This is a genomic window from Prosthecobacter sp., from assembly GCF_044378005.1.
Taxonomy (GTDB): Bacteria; Verrucomicrobiota; Verrucomicrobiia; order Verrucomicrobiales; family Verrucomicrobiaceae; genus Prosthecobacter.
In genome coordinates, this window is record NZ_JBILYB010000148.1 from 1 (window position 1) to 14,558 (window position 14,558).

The window sequence follows — 14,558 nt, forward strand, 5'->3', positions numbered from 1 at the left end:
TATGTGAAGAAGGTGAACGTGGCGGACTAAATCAGGCGAAGACTTCGGTGATGACCTCGCCCTTGTCACCGACGGTGAAGGGGCGGTTGCTGGGGGACATGACGACTTGATTCACGTCCATGCCCATGGCGTGGCCGACGGTGCTGTGGAAGTCCTGGATGGTCGTCATCTTGTCAGCCACGGAGTTGCCTTCTTTATCACTGCTGCCGTAGATCGTCCCGCCTTTAACCGGGCCGCCTGCGAGCAAGGTCGAAAAAACTTTCGGATGATGATCGCGGCCGCTGCGGCTGTTGATGTTCGGCCCGCGCCCGAACTCGGAGCAGAGGACGATCATCGTGTTTTCGATCATGCCTTTCGCCTGAAGATCGCTCAGCAAGGCGGAGATGGCGGTGTCGATGATGGTGCCGTTTTCGGCCATGGCGTCGTCGATGTCATTGTGCATGTCCCAGCCACCCTGGGTGACTTCGACAAAGCGCACGCCGCGATCGATGAGCCGGCGGGCCAACATGCAGCCCTGGCCGAATTTGTTCATGCCATACTTCTCGCGCTCATCCTGCTTTTCGTCCGTGAGCTTGAAAGCACCGAGATCCTCGCTGCTGAGGAGCTTGAGCGTGTCGTCGTAGAAGTCGGAGTAGGCTTTGAGGTTGGTGTCCTGGAACTTCGAGCGGAAGCCGGCATCCACCTTGTTCAGCAGGGCGAGCCGCTTGGTCATGACGTCTTCCGCGACGGTGAACTGGGAGTATTGCAGCCCGGCTTCGGGATCGTGGATCGGCAGCGGGCTGAAGGCGGCGCTGAAGAAGCCATTGCCATGCTCGGGACCGCGATTGATGCAAATGGTGGAAGGGAGTGTCTTGCTGCTTTTGCCAAGAAGCTCCTGCGCCCAGGCTCCGAGCACGGGATGCTTGATGGTGCCGCGCTGCTCGTAGCCAGTGCGCATGAGGTATTGGCCGGAGGCATGGACGCCCGTCTTCGAGGTCATGCTGCGGATGATGGCGAGCTTCTCCGAGTGGTCCTTCGCCAGCGTGGGCAGGAAGCCGCCGAGCTGATAGCCCGCCTTGGTCTGGATCGGATCGCCCGGGCCTTTGCTGTCACCCGTCTTCGGATCGAGCGTGTCGATGTGCGACATGCCGCCGATCATCTGGAGCCAGATGACATTCTTCGCTTTGCCAAAGCCGGGCAACGTCTTGTTGTCGATGCCTGGCTTGGTATCCGCAGCCTTGGCGAGATGCGGCAGCAAGGTCACACCGAGGGTAGTCTTGGCGAGATGCTCAGCGAAGTGGCGGCGGGAGATGGGGCTGAGGGAGTGGAACGGGGTGTTCATGGCGGACGGGGCTTTCTTTACAGGATTAACAAGATCTCAGGATGCACAGGATTGGGATCCATTGATTCACTGCACAAAGACGAACTCGCGGGAGTTGAAGAGGACCCAGGCGAGATCGGCGGGTTTGAAGCCGCTGTTGATGCTGTCGTAGATGGCTTTCAGCTCATCAGCGGTGGGTTTGCGGGAGAAGAAGCTGAGGTAGAGGGACTCAACCTGGGCCTGTGCGCTCTCCTGCTTCTCGGCGGTGATGACGGCGAGAGACTGGCTGCTGCCGATGACTTCCTGCGCCTCGCCATTCATGAGCATAAGCACCTGCGGGACACTGCCTTCCTCGCTGTTGCTGTCGGCGATCTGGCGGTCGCTCTGGCCGAACATGCGGAGGAAATGGCCATCGCGCTCGGGCTGGCGGAGTTCACTGGCACGGGCGAGCACGAGGCCGCCCATCATTTCGGGACGAGCGAATTCGCCATCTTCGTTGGCCTCCATGGCCGGAGCTGTCTTGGCCATGGCGCGTTTCTTTTTTGCACCAGCCTTGCCTTTGCCCTCGAATCCGAAGGCTCCGGCAGCGGTTTTGCGCATGGCCTGCATGCCATCGAGTTTTTCTTGAAGGAGTGCCGGAGTGATCTCGGAGGTGATGTTCATGACCTGCGCGTAGGCATCGCCGCGCTTCATTTTGAAGTTGTCCACCTTGTCCCCGATCGCGAGGGCGACACAGGAGTCCCAGGCCTGCTCAGCGGTCATACGGCGGAGCACGGGGCCGGGGAAGTAGAAGGGCTCACCCAGCGCGAGTTCGGCGGTGACGGCTTCACGCTGGTAGGTCTGCGTGTTGCAAAGCAGGCGCATGAAGGCGCGGAGATCGAACTTCAGCCGAACCATCTCATTGGCGAGGTGATGGAGTAGGGCGGGATTGCTGGATGCGCTGGGGTCATCGAGATCGGTGACGGGCTCTTTAATGCCGACGCCAAACATGAGTTTCCACATGCGGTTGGCGATGGTCATGGCGAAGCGTGGGTTCTCAGGGCTGGTCATCCAATCGGCGAAGGACTCGCGCAGGAGGGTGTCGTCATCGGCCTTTTTGAGTGCGGTCTCGACGTTCTGGTAGGAGCGCAGACGGGCATCTTCTTTGCTCCAGGTGATGAGCTTCGGTTTCACGGCATCGCCGGGTTTGGCGTCCTTGTATTTGTAGTCGGCGGGCAGGGCGAGGTCGTTTTCCATGCCGTCTTTGATGGCGAGCGAATTCACATCCAGGAGGCGGCGCGCCTGCTGAAAAGCCTGCTGACCGAGTTCCTCGCGCAAGCTGCGCAGGGCCATGCCACCGCCGCGGTTGCGCTCACCTACCTCGGAGGAACCAAAGAAGGCGGCCATCTCATAAAACTGCTTTTGCGTCCAGTCGGCGAAGGGGTGGTCGTGACACTGCGCGCAGGCGACATTGGCCCCGAGGAAGGTGCTGAGCGTGAGGCTGAGATTGTCCAGCCTCATGCCGCGATCGCGCAGGAGATAGCCAGACGCGCCATTCTCCAGCAGCTTGCCATCTGCGACCATCATGTCTCGAACGACGAGATTCCATGGGCGATTGTCGGCGAGCTGCTTCTTCAGCCACTCCTGGTAGGTGAAGAACTTCGCCTTCTGCGCATCATCGGCCACGCGGAGCATATCGCTGAAGTAATTGTACATCCGCGAGCTGAAGCCGTCGTCATTGATGAGGATGTCGATGACGTTCGCGCGTTTCGAGGAACTGCTGTCATTGAGAAAGGCGAGTGTCTCCTCGCGAGTGGGTATGCGCCCGGCGAGATCGAGATAGACGCGGCGGACGAACTGCTCGTCACTGGCGAGCGGGTTCGGCTTCTGGCCCGCCTTCGTGAGTCCCATGAGCACGCCTTTGTCGATCACAGCGGCGGCCTGGGCCACGTTCGGGTCTTTCGGGATGCCAAGCCCCTCGGGCTTCATGGTTTGGGCCAGCTTTTGATCCTCAGGCATCAGCCGCTCCAGCGGGATGCGATGGACGAAGCCGTTCTTGGTCTGGAGAAAGACCTGCCCATTTTCAAAGCCGCGAAACGTGGCCTCCACCGACTTTCCTGCGGTGTCTTTCCAGACGCGGAAGTTTGCATTGCCATCCGGGGCGATGATCGCGGGCTGGGATGGTAGCGGGAGCGTCGCAGGTTCAGCCGCGCTGAGCGTGGTGATGACCGAGAGGGCGAGGAAGCCGGAGAGGTGCGTTTTCATAGCGGGAGCTGGAGTGGCGTCGTTGAAACGAAACAGCCGGATGTAAGTTGCGCTCAATTCTTGCCCCATCCCTTCGAGTCAGCTGAATGGAAAAAATCGACAGCGCGTTTGACAAAGCATTCACACTGTCTAGTTTCGAACTCCGCAGCGAAAGCTGACAATGCACTCCTAGCTCAATGGATAGAGCATCTGACTACGGATCAGAAGGTTAGTGGTTCGAGTCCACTGGAGTGTACCATTGAAAATCAATGGGTTACGACGAAACGAGTCGTGTGAAAAATTTTCACCTGTGCATTTTCTGTGCAGTTTTTTGGTTCTGCCTGCCTTTACGATCAGAGGGAACACTCCACCATTTAGGCTCAGTGAGCCGCTCGGGCGTCAAGGTATCCTCAATGTTTCCAAATGGGTTCAGGTCTTGTTCAGGGTCTTGGGCCAAGATTTAGGCTCAGGTTTGGCTCAGGGCTAAGGCAGCTTCCGTCCAAGGCCGGATACCAGATTTACCCCAGGGTTTTTCGTCAACGTGGTCAGGTTGGTGTCAGGGTATTGGATCATCCAGATGGCACCCCGTGCACTTCTCATTTGCGTTAGGCAGGTTGGGTTTCTCGATCTGCCAGCGATAAGGCGGGAGTTTCGCTGAATGAGTTTCGCTAACTCTTTTGACGATGCGAGACGGGCGGCCAGTGCGCGGTTTCTTCGTCTCGATCTGAATCCAGCCAAGCGCGGCGGCCTGCTCGATCTCCCATTCCCAAACGCCATAAGAGCGGGCGAATTCGCGGACGGTCAAAGTTCCGGGGTTCTTGTTTAGAACGCGCTGGATGCGGGCGAGTCGTTCATGGCAAAGGATCATCATGAATTAATAAACCAAAACCAAGACGGTGGCTTGCTCTACTTCGCTAACAATGTCCTCAAACTTGCGGTCTGCTGTGCTTGGTTCTTTCATCTTGGAAGCTACCTCGGGAAGTGATTCGAGAAAGCTAAGCAGGTAATGCACGATTGGGCGCTTTTCATTCTGCCCCCTCATGGCAGCAGCGCGAAGCAGTTTCACGGCTCCTTCCAAGTCTGGCTCTGTTTTTTGGTGGAGAGCGGCGAGCGCAATAGCGATGCTAGCCAGTTCGTAGGGGGAGGAGAGCAGCGGCCTTTCGTTGGCAGTCGTCTTGGCGGCTTTTTTTGTGCGGTCGGTTTCGTGTTTCATACGGCGGCCTTTTCTTTTGGTTGATTCTGATGCTCGCGAGTTTCGGCAAAGTCTGCCTCGATGACATTGCTTGGCGCGGGTGCGAGCAGTGCTCCCAGCCCTGCGGTGATGCGGCGCTTCTTGTCGGTGTAGTAGGCAGCGGTCGTGCTTATCTGTGCGTGCCTGAGAACTGACTTTGCGGCGAAGATACCGTGAGTGCTGGCAAGCAATGCGCCCAACTCTTTGCGCAGTTCGTGAAGCGGTTTTCTGGCGGTGACGCCCTGCTCTCTCAGCCATTTGTAAAGAGTCTCGAAATGGCGCGTGCAGCGGTAGTTCACGCGGCTAGTATCGTGACGCGGCGGGCGGGTGGACTCGATGACGAACTGGCCGCTGGCCGTGGCCTTCCATCCTCTAAGGAGTGCCATCGTCTCGGGGTCCAAGTCAACCTCCCCAGCGCTGTCTTCACTCTTGGGTTGAAGGTATTCGGTGTGCTCGATGCGGATGACTCCTTTGGTGAAATCCACTTGGCTCCAAGTCAGCAGGTCGATCTCGCGTTTCCTCAATCCGCACAGCAGGCCAAGGGTGAAAATTTTGAAGGTTTCGCCGGTCAATCCCTGTCTGGCTTTGGCGATGAGTTCGCCAGCGTCGATCTTGCTTTGATAGGTGGTGTTTCCCTTCTTCGGCAGTTCCACGCCAGCGAAGGGCAGCGGGTCGGGAAGGACGAGTTCAGCGCTGGCATATTTGCGCGCTTTATCAGAGAAGAGGGAGCGGGCGCAACGGATGAGTGAGGCGGCGCTATTCTCGGCGCGTCTGCGGGCATCCGGCGCGTTTCCGGCGCGTCCAATGTATTCGAGCTTCCATCGCTGCACGGCGGCGGCAGAGAGCACGGAAAGCGGCAGGGCGTCCACCTTGGCAATCCACGCCTCACGGCCCCCGGCGCGGTAGTCGAATCTGGACAGCAGCACGGGGCGGCGTTTGCGGTCGCGTTTCGGGTTTCCATTTTCATCCAGTGCGGGCTGGTCGCCGATGTCTTCGATCTCAGCGGCGATCTGGCGGAGGCATTGCGTGTATGTGGTGAAGGTGGTCGGGCGGAGTTCTGCCGTGGCCTTCACTGCCTCAAACCATGCGCCGAGGGTGGCAGGCTTGAATTGTTGGACGGCCTGCGGTTTGAACTGTGCCAGCGCTCCAGCCCAGCCATTGGCTACCAATGACAGGTAGATGCCTCTGGCCTTTTCAGCGGCGGCCTCGGCGTTCGCCGTCTCCAACGGGAAGCGGTGCCGTTTCCTCCGGTAAGCGATCTGCACGCCGTAGAGTGCGCTCCCTGCGGGCTTTTTGACCTTCCCAAGCCAGTAAGCGGCGGCTGTCTTGGGGGCCGACTTCTTCAGCCTGTGCATTTTCTGTGCAGTTTTTTTGTTCTCGGGAGGTGTTTCAAGTTTCGTCTCGTTATGAGTCGATGAAGCTGCACCCCTTGTATTTGCTTGGCTGGATGAAATCATGCCATAACATGACATAACACCACGAAACCCGCAAGAATAGAACTAATGATCAGAAGGTTAGTGGTTCGAGTCCACTGGAGTGTACCATTGAAAATCAATGGGTTACACCGAATGCAGGCCCGTAAAAAACTTCACCTGGGCAATTACACTGAGCGGACATGGTGATTTCCAAGTTCCCTGAGACACAGACTAGCACCAATAGTGCTCACTTCGCTGCCCCACGCACGCAGGACATGCAGGGTGCTTTTGCCGGTGTGGCTGCCCTTGGCTCCCCGGTTGATCTTGCGATAATAGCGACGTGTTTCCCATCGAGCTCACCGACAAGCGGCTCCATGATTTCCAACAGCGTGCCGGGCGCAGGGCGAGGAAGACGTCGTGCGATGTGCGAAGCTACTCCGCAGGCCTCTTGTTTTGGAGGCGGAACAGCGACGAGAACGTGCGGATGAACAAACTGCCGCGTGCGATGGCCGGTGTGGCCCAGGCGACATCGCCGAGGGAGTTTTTGTGCACGAGTTTGTATTCGGGGCTGTCCTCAATCACCCAGGTATCGCCGTTTTCGTTCAGCATGAACACGCGGCCATTGTAAGCCCAGGGCGAGGCGTAAAAACGGCCACCTTTGGTGTTGAGTCGCTGCTTGGCGATGATTTCCTCGCCCGTCTTTGCGTTGAAACAGCCGAGCAAACCGGAATCGTAGCACACGAAGAGCCGGTCGCCGCTGATGAGGTAGCCGGGATGGATGCTGGAGCCGCGCTTCTGCGACCAGGCGATGAACTCATTGCGCGTCGCGTCGCCAGTGAGTGTGATGTCTCCCTTCGCGCCGGGTTTGATCGCATAAAGCGGTCCGTAGTGGTAACCGGCGCCCGCGTAGAGCAGTCCGTGCTTCGACATCGGGATCTGGCTCACGAGTCCGGCAGTGCCGCTGATTTCCCACAGCAACGCGCCATCCTCGGGCGCATAAGAGCGAATCTTTTTCATGCCGATGGTCACCAACTCGGTGCGCTGGCCGCTTTCCCACACATACGGCGTTGACCAAGTGCTGCGCTCATCGCGTGGCACACGCCAGAGCGTCTCGCCGGTAAGTTTGTCCACGGTTTCGAGCCAGGATTCCTGATCGTTGTCGTTCTGGATGAAGACGCGCCCGCTATGCAGCACGGGCGAGGTGCCGGTGTTCCAGCCGTCGCGCATCGGGTAACTCGACCAGCGGCGCTCCCAGAGTTTTTGGCCGTTCATATCGCAGCAAAATAGCCCGATGTTCGCAAACCAGGCATATACTCGCTCGCCATCCGTCACCGGCGTCTCGGACGCGAAGGAATTGCGCGGATGCCGCATCTGCGGCGGAATGCCCTTGTGCGCCTCGAACTCCCACAGAATTTTCCCCGACTCAAAATCGAGGCAATAAAGCATCCACCGATGCACCTCGCCGGTGCCGATATGTCCGCCCGGATAACCACCCACATGCGGCGTGGGCAGTTCCTTCTCACCCACCGCCGAGGTCACAAAAATTTTGTCGCCCCACACAATCGGCGACGACCAGCCCCAGCCCGGCACCTTCACCTTCCAAACCACATTCTCCGTCTCGCTCCACGTCTCCGGCAGCATCGCTCCTTCGCCCAGTCCGTCCGATGCCGCGCCGCGATACTGCGGCCAGTTCACCGTGTCAGCAGCCAGTGCCGAGACAGCCAAGGCGAGAAGAAGGAGGCAGTGTTTCATAGTTTACTCTGGTTGAGGTGAAGTGCCCGCCCAGTCCTTCACGATCACTTGGCAGGGCTTCTTTCCGGCGACAGCGGTCCGATGCGTTTCGTGCCACCACCATCTCATCGATCCAAAGCTTCTGCGCGTGTGGCAGCAGGCCGGGGCCGAAGTAGGGGGCCATGAGGAACTGGTTAAATTTCATGTTCGGAAAATCGGTGGAGCGCAGGATCACATTGGCGTGCTCGATGACGAGCTTGCCATCAAACCAGCCGCGCACGATGCCGTCGGCGTTGGGTTTGCCGACTTTGAGGTCGAGGGTGTTGAGTTTGAACTGCGCCTCGACGCAGTGCCACTGATCGTCGTTAAACAGCACCTCGGTACTGTCGTAAAACATGCCGTTGTAGCCGCCTTTGATCGGGCCTTGGGTCAAGCCATGTGGCGCGCCCTTGTTTGAATGTCCTGCGCGGCGAGCCGCAGTTTGCCATTCACCGGCTCGATGTAGAGCGTGAGATGACTGGCCGCCGGGCCATGCCATTTCGAGTTCTCCGTGGTCATGAAGTGCGTGAGATGCGGATGGTAGTTCCGCCCGCTCCAGCCCCAGCCTTTGGAGAGTCGAAGGTAGTAGCGGATGAAAATCTCGTCCGTGGGCTCAAACAGATGTCGTTTCGCCGATGAGCCGGTGACTGGGCCTTCTGCATCTTTCCATTCGTATTCGATGCAGTTGCCATTTCGTCCTCCGGGAACGATGCGGACATCTTTCCCATCATACCAGCCGCGCTGATCGACCGCTGCGTCGTCAAAGTTTCCGCTAAACAACACGCCTTCGAGTTTCGGTTCAATTCTCGCCAGGCGCATCACGCTGCCTTTTGCCATGTTGGTAAAGAGTAGTTCGCCATCGCGAGGATCGACACCGATGCCGGTGATGGCGGGTTCGAAAGCGATGATCTCCTGCTCCCATAGCCCGTTCTTTTCGCGTGCTGCGATCACGCGGCCAAAGGCGTAGTCGGCGCAAAGATACGCGTCTTTGAATTCGGGGAACTTCGTGCCGTGATACACGCGACCACCAGTGATGCTGAGGCCTGTGGTGCGCGGATATTCGAAGATGGGGGCGATGGGTTTGAACAAGGCAGGCAGCATGTCCTTGCCGGGGCCGAGATCGAAAGCATGCAAGCCTTCGCGGTTGCTCCAGCCGTAGTCGCCGCCTTTGACGATGAGATTGACCTCCTCGTAAAGATTCTGGCCGACATCCGCCGCGAAGAGCCGTCCTGTCGGTGGATCAAAGCTGAAGCGCCACACGTTGCGCAGACCGGTGGCCCAGATCTCCGTGCGCACGGCTGCGGGATCGATCTTTTCACCGTGATGCGAGGTGGCTCCGACGAAGGGATTGTCCGCAAGCACGGTGTAGGTGCCGACATGTACCGCAGGATGCTGATTCGGTGGCAGGCTGCCGGGCTTCTTGTCCACGTCGATGCGCAGGATGGCGGCGTGGAAGCCTTTGTTGATGAAGCGCCCGTTGTCGAAGGCGTCGTTGCCACCGCCGCCATCGCCGACGCTGATGTAGAGGAAACCATCCGGGCCAAAGTGCAGGTCACCTCCGTTGTGATTGCCAGCGGGATCGAGCTGCGTGATCAGCGGCTGCTCCTTGTCACCATCAAAGCGCGACAGTCGTTGGTGAAGCTGACCGCCGATCCGCAGACTGTAATAGACGAAGAACTGTCCGTTGCTGGCGAACTGAGGATGAAAGGCGAGACCGAGCAGCCCGCACTCTCCCTTGTCATCGAGCTTGCCATCGGGGCGTTCAATGAGTTTCAAGAACTCCCTTTTCACCGGCACCGCCTGATCGAGTTCTGTGACCACCTGGATGCAACCGGTCTTTTCGACGACAAACAAGCGATCCTTCTCACCTGGAGCACTCACCACGGCCACAGGCATCGAAAACGCCAGCCCTCCGAACGCATCTTCCAGCGCATACGCCATCGGCGGCAACGGCGGTGGCACGGGAGGTGGCTTTTTGACCTTCTGAGCCTGCGCGACGACGAAACACGCGCATAGCATGAACATCAGGAAGACAGCGCGTTTCATGGCAGGTCATTTCGCTCCCAGCAGATGCTTGATGAAGAAGTCGTTCGTCTCCTGGGCCGTGTTCGGTTTTTCATCGGCGTGGCGGATCGTGCATTCAATGCCGAGCGCGTCCATCTGCTCCTTGAGTTTGATGCCGAAGTTGATGTGATGAATGCCGGTGCCCGGTTTTGCATCCGGCGGCAGTGGACCGCGTGGCTCAGAGTAAAAGGCATACACGGGTGGGTCGTCCTTAGTGAGGTAGGTGATCGCCGCCGCTTTCTTGAACATCTCGCGAGCGGCGGGAGTTTGAAACTGATCCCACTTCAGGCCGTAGAAACCTTCGAGCGCCGGATGGCGTGCGGCGGCCTCGCCGATCCACTCGGTGATGGTGATCGGATCGTACGTGCTCTGCGCGCCGAAGACGGCCATACAGCTCAGCCGTGTGGACTCACGCAGCACGGGGTCGGCATTTTTTGGATCTGCCATGTCATCATGAAAGCCGATCCAGAGCGATGTGCCCGCACCAGCCGAGCCGCCCGTGGCACCGATGCGTGTTGGGTCGATGTTCCACTCTTTGGCATGGGCGCGGGCATATTGGATGGAGCGCGCGCTGTCCATGTAGTGTGCGGGAAAGGTGACCTCGGGTGAGAAGCGATAGTTGATCGCCATCAGCGAGATGCCCTTGTTTAGAAGGGCGAAAAGAGAGCCCGAGATTCCCTCTTTGCTTCCGGCGCGGAAACCGCCGCCATGGATGAAGACGACGAGCGGCGTCGGCTTGTCCGACTTCGCCTTCCACACGTCGAGCACATGTCGCTCGTGCGGACCGTAGCGGACCTTGACGAGGTCAGGCGGCCGTTTTTGTGTTGGGGCTGCCTTTTGCTGAGCATGGCTGATGCCGTGGATGAGGAAACTGGCGAGCAGGATCGCGAGCAGTCGAATCGGAGTGGAAGAGTTCATGTCGGTGGTGATGGATGGTTCACCGGCGGTTATAGCAGCCCGAGGCCTCGTCCGTCGATAACAAAGGATTTTGGCCAGCGTCAGGCAGTCTTGCCAGTAACCCGTGTCTCAAACGCGCGGAAGTAGTGCAGGCTGGGGTAGTCGTACTGGTCAGCGAGGGCGGCTTTGAGTTGGCTGAGGCTCTCCAGGCCGTGCTCGGCAGCGGCGGCGCGGAGTTCGGCTATTTGTTCGGGGGTGAAGTAGTCGTGGAGTTCGGCTTTCAGCTCACCTTGCTGGATGGCCTGCGCGAGATGGCTGTGGACGGTGCTGATGACGAGGCTACGCTGGGCGGCGATTTGCTCGGGACTCAGCCCTTGGCGGTGGAGGCGCAGGGTTTCTAAAGAGGTGCCATTGATGCCGTCTTCCGTTTTCATCTTCGGTGCTGGTGGCGGCGGGGCCTCAGCGGCGAAGTTCTGGCGCTCGTGCTTGGCGAGCCACGTGGTGATGGCGGCCATGAAGGGCCCACCGTAATCGGCGAGCTTTTGACTGCCGACTCCGGGAATGGAGAGAAAGGCGCGGTCGTTCTGCGGATAAGCGCGGCACATGTGACGCAGGCTGGTATCGCCAAACACGACATAGGGCGGGACTTCGCGCTCATCGGCGAGTTTTTTGCGCAGCGTGCGGAGTTCAGCGAAGAGACCTTCATCACAGGCGATGCTGCCAGCTTTGGCAACCTTGGCCGTGCTAGTGCGAGCGATCACGGGTGTGCGTGAGAGGATGATCGGCGTGCGGTTCATCAGCGCGGCGAGACCTTGTTTGGAAAGCGTGAGCGTCTGGAATGAATCGGCGCTGGCATCAATGTAGCCCTGGCGGATGAGCTGGCGGCCAAGCGCGGTCCATTCTTCCCGCGAGGTGTCTTTGCCAATGCCGTAGGTGCTGAGCTGATCGTGATACCATTTGCGGATCTTCTCCGTGTTGGCTCCGGCGAGGACTTCGACGACGTGATTGAGCCCGGTGCTGAAGTTGCTCTTCTGCCGGATGCGGAAGATGCAGCTCAGCAGCTTTTGCGCCTGCGTGGTGGCATCCCAGGTCTCGCGCGGTTGCAGGCAGATATCGCAGCCGCCGCAATTGTCGCCAGGCCACTGCTCGCCGAAGTAGTCGAGCAGCGAGACGCGGCGGCATTCGCTGCCTTCGGCAAAGTCGGCCATGAGGCGCATCTGACGTGCGGCGATCTCGGCAGCCTTCGCGTCGGTCATTTCATCGAGGAACTTCAGATTGCGAACGAGATCGCCGCGTGAGTAGAGAAGCACGCATTCGCTCGGCAGGCTGTCGCGACCAGCGCGGCCTGTTTCCTGGTAGTAGCCTTCGATGTTCTTCGGCAGGTCGGCGTGGATGACGTAGCGCACGTCGGGTTTGTTGATGCCCATGCCAAAGGCGATGGTGGCGCAGACGACATGGGCCTCATCCCGGATGAAGGCTTCCTGGTTCGCCGCGCGCTCCTCGGGCTGGAGTCCGGCATGATAGGCCACGGCTTTCACACCTTCGGCGGCGAGCGCGGCGGCGAGACTTTCGGCGCTCTTGCGCGACTGCACATAGACGATGCCCGCCTCGCCGGATCGCTGACGAATGAAGTCATAGACCTGGCGCGTGGATTTGCTCTTCGGCACGACGCTGTAACTCAGGTTGGGCCGGTTGAAGCTGGCGAGAAAGAAGGCGGGCTCGTGCAGATGGAGCTGCCGAATGATGTCGCCGCGCACCTGCTCGGTGGCAGTCGCGGTGAGGGCGAGGAAGGGCACACCGGGCAGCTTGTCGCGCAATTGAGCCAGCATCCGATACTCCGGGCGGAAGTCGTGCCCCCACTCGCTGATGCAGTGCGCTTCATCCACGGCGATGGCGGTGACGTTCCATCGTTGGAGATCGGTGATGAAGCTGTCCATCATCACGCGCTCCGGGGCGGCGTAGAGGAGTTTGTAGCGGCCCTGCTCCAGACCAGAGCGCCGACGAGCAGCCTCGCTGCCCTGGATGGATGAATTGATAAACGTGGCCGACACACCGCTCGCGACGAGCGCATCCACCTGATCCTTCATCAGCGCGATGAGCGGGGAGATGACGAGCGTCACACCGTCTCGAGCCAGCGCGGGGAGCTGGAAGCAGAGCGACTTCCCTGCCCCGGTCGGCAAAATGGCGACGACATCACGATTCGACAGCGTGGCCTCCATGATCTCCCGCTGGAGCGGGCGGAAGGAGTCGTAGCCAAAGGTTTGCTTCAGCAGCGCAGGTAGCTTGGCGGTCATGCCTGCATCGTGAATGGAGCCGGAGGAAAAGGCAAGATCACGGTGCATCATCCCCCTGTTCTCGGAGCCAGTTGGACAGATCACGCTTCATGTCATCTCGCCTGGCTTGATGAGCAGAATTAGCGCTCATGTCTTGCAACTCATTTGGATCGTTTTGGAGATCGAAGAGCTGCTCACGTCCGGCTTTGGGATAGGTGATGTATTTCCATCGGCCATCGCAGATCATGCGTTGCGTGTCGGTGAACATGCCGGTGACGAATTCATGAACACGGTCGGTTTGATGCCGCAGCAGTGGCACAAGGCTTTTTCCTGTCACGGTGGGTGGAATCGTGGTGCTGCTGAGATCACAGAGCGTGGGGAAGAGATCGTGCAAGGTCACGAGGGCCGCACTGCGTTCGTTTTTCGGCAAGCCAGGACCACAGATGATGAGAGGGCTGCGGATGCTGTGCTCGTATGGATTTTGTTTGCCGAGCAGGCCGTGGCTGCCGAGCGCGAGACCTTGATCTGCGGTGAAGATGATCACGGTCTCATCTGGCGATGGCAGCGCGGCTAGGATGCGGCCGAGTTGGGCATCGAGATCGGTGATCATCGCGTAGTAGATCGCCAGTTCCTCGCGCACCTCGCTTTCCATACGGGGCGTGGGCAGGAGACGTTCGTCGCGGCCGTCGATGTTGCCGTGATCGAAAGGATGCTTCGCTGCGTAATTGGCTGGGAGCGGCATCTTGGCCGGATCGTAGCGATTCTTCATACCTGCGGGCCACTGACGTGGATCGTGCGGGAAGGCGAAGTTCACATGCACGAGCCACGGTCTATCCTTCGGCGCATTCTGAATCGCATGAATGGCTCCGTCGGCGATGTGTCGGCTGTTGTCGGGTCGGAGGCCCACGCCTTTGTCGAGTTCGGCATTCTTCCTGGCGTCCTTGAAAGTCCAGCCGCGATAACCGGTGAGCGGGCGACCGCGTTCATCAGTGTCCGGCTGCGGGGTGCCTTTCCCTCCGCCGCTGGAGTAAAGACCGCTCGTCGTCGTGTAGCCACGCTGCATGGGATGGCCGTCGTTGTGCCACTTCCCGGTATAGCAGGTGTGGTAGCCCGCCTCTTGGAAGGTGCCTGCAAGCGTGGCGAGCTTTGGATCAATCGCTCCGCCGGGATACTTCGGCAGCGCTTTGAAGGCATGAGTGCCGGTCAAAATCTGCGCCCGGCTCACATGGCAGATGGGATAGCCTGCATACGCTCGCGTGAAGGCTGTGCCGCGTGCGACGAGGCTGTCGAGATTTGGCGTCTCGATTACCGCATTGCCCAGCGCGTGGATCGTGTCCGGGCGCTGATCATCGCTGACGATGAAGAGGATGTTCGGCTTGGGACCC

11 protein-coding genes and 1 tRNA gene are annotated in these 14,558 nt (G+C 59.3%); 1 reads left to right on the top strand and 11 read right to left on the bottom strand.

Going from position 1 to position 14,558, the window contains the following annotated elements; translation table 11 throughout:
- Positions 1-31: 31 nt before the first annotated feature.
- A complete protein-coding gene (locus tag AC6FTP_RS21425) occupies positions 32-1,321 on the bottom strand; it encodes a DUF1501 domain-containing protein (protein WP_497208951.1) in 1,290 nt (429 codons plus the stop codon).
- Between the two features lie 66 nt (positions 1,322-1,387).
- Positions 1,388-3,544: a DUF1549 domain-containing protein gene (locus AC6FTP_RS21430; RefSeq protein ID WP_497208952.1), complete on the bottom strand. Its 2,157-nt coding sequence runs from the start codon at positions 3,542-3,544 to the stop codon at positions 1,388-1,390.
- Positions 3,545-3,706: 162 nt separating this feature from the next.
- Between AC6FTP_RS21430 and AC6FTP_RS21435 the strand changes: the two genes are divergently transcribed.
- Positions 3,707-3,782, top strand: a tRNA-Arg gene (locus tag AC6FTP_RS21435).
- 297 nt (positions 3,783-4,079) lie between these two features.
- On the opposite strand, the gene AC6FTP_RS21440 is transcribed toward AC6FTP_RS21435, so the two are convergent.
- From AC6FTP_RS21440 to AC6FTP_RS21480, 9 genes are all read right to left on the bottom strand, one after another.
- Positions 4,080-4,394, bottom strand: coding sequence for a hypothetical protein (locus tag AC6FTP_RS21440; protein WP_497208953.1), 315 nt, complete (start codon positions 4,392-4,394; stop codon positions 4,080-4,082).
- A 3-nt stretch (positions 4,395-4,397) separates the two neighbouring features.
- Positions 4,398-4,736, bottom strand: coding sequence for a hypothetical protein (locus AC6FTP_RS21445; protein WP_497208954.1), 339 nt, complete (start codon positions 4,734-4,736; stop codon positions 4,398-4,400).
- Positions 4,733-6,109, bottom strand: coding sequence for a site-specific integrase (locus tag AC6FTP_RS21450; RefSeq protein ID WP_497208955.1), 1,377 nt, complete (start codon positions 6,107-6,109; stop codon positions 4,733-4,735). The genes AC6FTP_RS21445 and AC6FTP_RS21450 overlap by 4 nt, the downstream gene beginning before the upstream one ends.
- Positions 6,110-6,601: 492 nt before the next feature.
- On the bottom strand, positions 6,602-7,921 hold the full coding sequence (locus AC6FTP_RS21455) for an outer membrane protein assembly factor BamB family protein (RefSeq protein WP_497208956.1): 1,320 nt from the start codon (positions 7,919-7,921) through the stop codon (positions 6,602-6,604).
- Positions 7,869-8,333, bottom strand: coding sequence for a hypothetical protein (locus AC6FTP_RS21460; protein WP_497208957.1), 465 nt, complete (start codon positions 8,331-8,333; stop codon positions 7,869-7,871). The genes AC6FTP_RS21455 and AC6FTP_RS21460 overlap by 53 nt, the downstream gene beginning before the upstream one ends.
- Positions 8,330-9,985, bottom strand: coding sequence for a PQQ-dependent sugar dehydrogenase (locus tag AC6FTP_RS21465; protein WP_497208958.1), 1,656 nt, complete (start codon positions 9,983-9,985; stop codon positions 8,330-8,332). Before AC6FTP_RS21465 ends, AC6FTP_RS21460 begins: the two co-directional genes overlap by 4 nt.
- A 6-nt stretch (positions 9,986-9,991) precedes the next feature.
- Positions 9,992-10,921 (bottom strand): alpha/beta hydrolase fold domain-containing protein, encoded by a 930-nt coding sequence (locus tag AC6FTP_RS21470; protein WP_497208959.1) that lies wholly within the window; start codon positions 10,919-10,921, stop codon positions 9,992-9,994.
- Between the two features lie 80 nt (positions 10,922-11,001).
- The gene (gene recQ, locus AC6FTP_RS21475) at positions 11,002-13,194 is read right to left on the bottom strand and encodes a DNA helicase RecQ (protein ID WP_497208960.1); all 2,193 of its coding nucleotides are present in this window, start codon (positions 13,192-13,194) and stop codon (positions 11,002-11,004) included.
- Positions 13,195-13,231: 37 nt separating this feature from the next.
- On the bottom strand, positions 13,232-14,558 hold a 1,327-nt coding region (locus AC6FTP_RS21480; RefSeq protein ID WP_497208961.1), incomplete at its 5' end, for a sulfatase-like hydrolase/transferase.

Bases quoted from the DNA above. Each gene is read 5' to 3' on its own strand.
- AC6FTP_RS21425 (WP_497208951.1), bottom strand. From the start codon at position 1,321: ATGAACACCCCGTTCCACTCCCTCAGCCCCATCTCCCGCCGCCACTTC.
- AC6FTP_RS21430 (WP_497208952.1), bottom strand. From the start codon at position 3,544: ATGAAAACGCACCTCTCCGGCTTCCTCGCCCTCTCGGTCATCACCACG.
- AC6FTP_RS21440 (WP_497208953.1), bottom strand. From the start codon at position 4,394: ATGATGATCCTTTGCCATGAACGACTCGCCCGCATCCAGCGCGTTCTA.
- AC6FTP_RS21445 (WP_497208954.1), bottom strand. From the start codon at position 4,736: ATGAAACACGAAACCGACCGCACAAAAAAAGCCGCCAAGACGACTGCC.
- AC6FTP_RS21450 (WP_497208955.1), bottom strand. From the start codon at position 6,109: ATGCACAGGCTGAAGAAGTCGGCCCCCAAGACAGCCGCCGCTTACTGG.
- AC6FTP_RS21455 (WP_497208956.1), bottom strand. From the start codon at position 7,921: ATGAAACACTGCCTCCTTCTTCTCGCCTTGGCTGTCTCGGCACTGGCT.
- AC6FTP_RS21465 (WP_497208958.1), bottom strand. From the start codon at position 9,985: ATGAAACGCGCTGTCTTCCTGATGTTCATGCTATGCGCGTGTTTCGTC.
- AC6FTP_RS21470 (WP_497208959.1), bottom strand. From the start codon at position 10,921: ATGAACTCTTCCACTCCGATTCGACTGCTCGCGATCCTGCTCGCCAGT.
- recQ (WP_497208960.1), bottom strand. From the start codon at position 13,194: ATGACCGCCAAGCTACCTGCGCTGCTGAAGCAAACCTTTGGCTACGAC.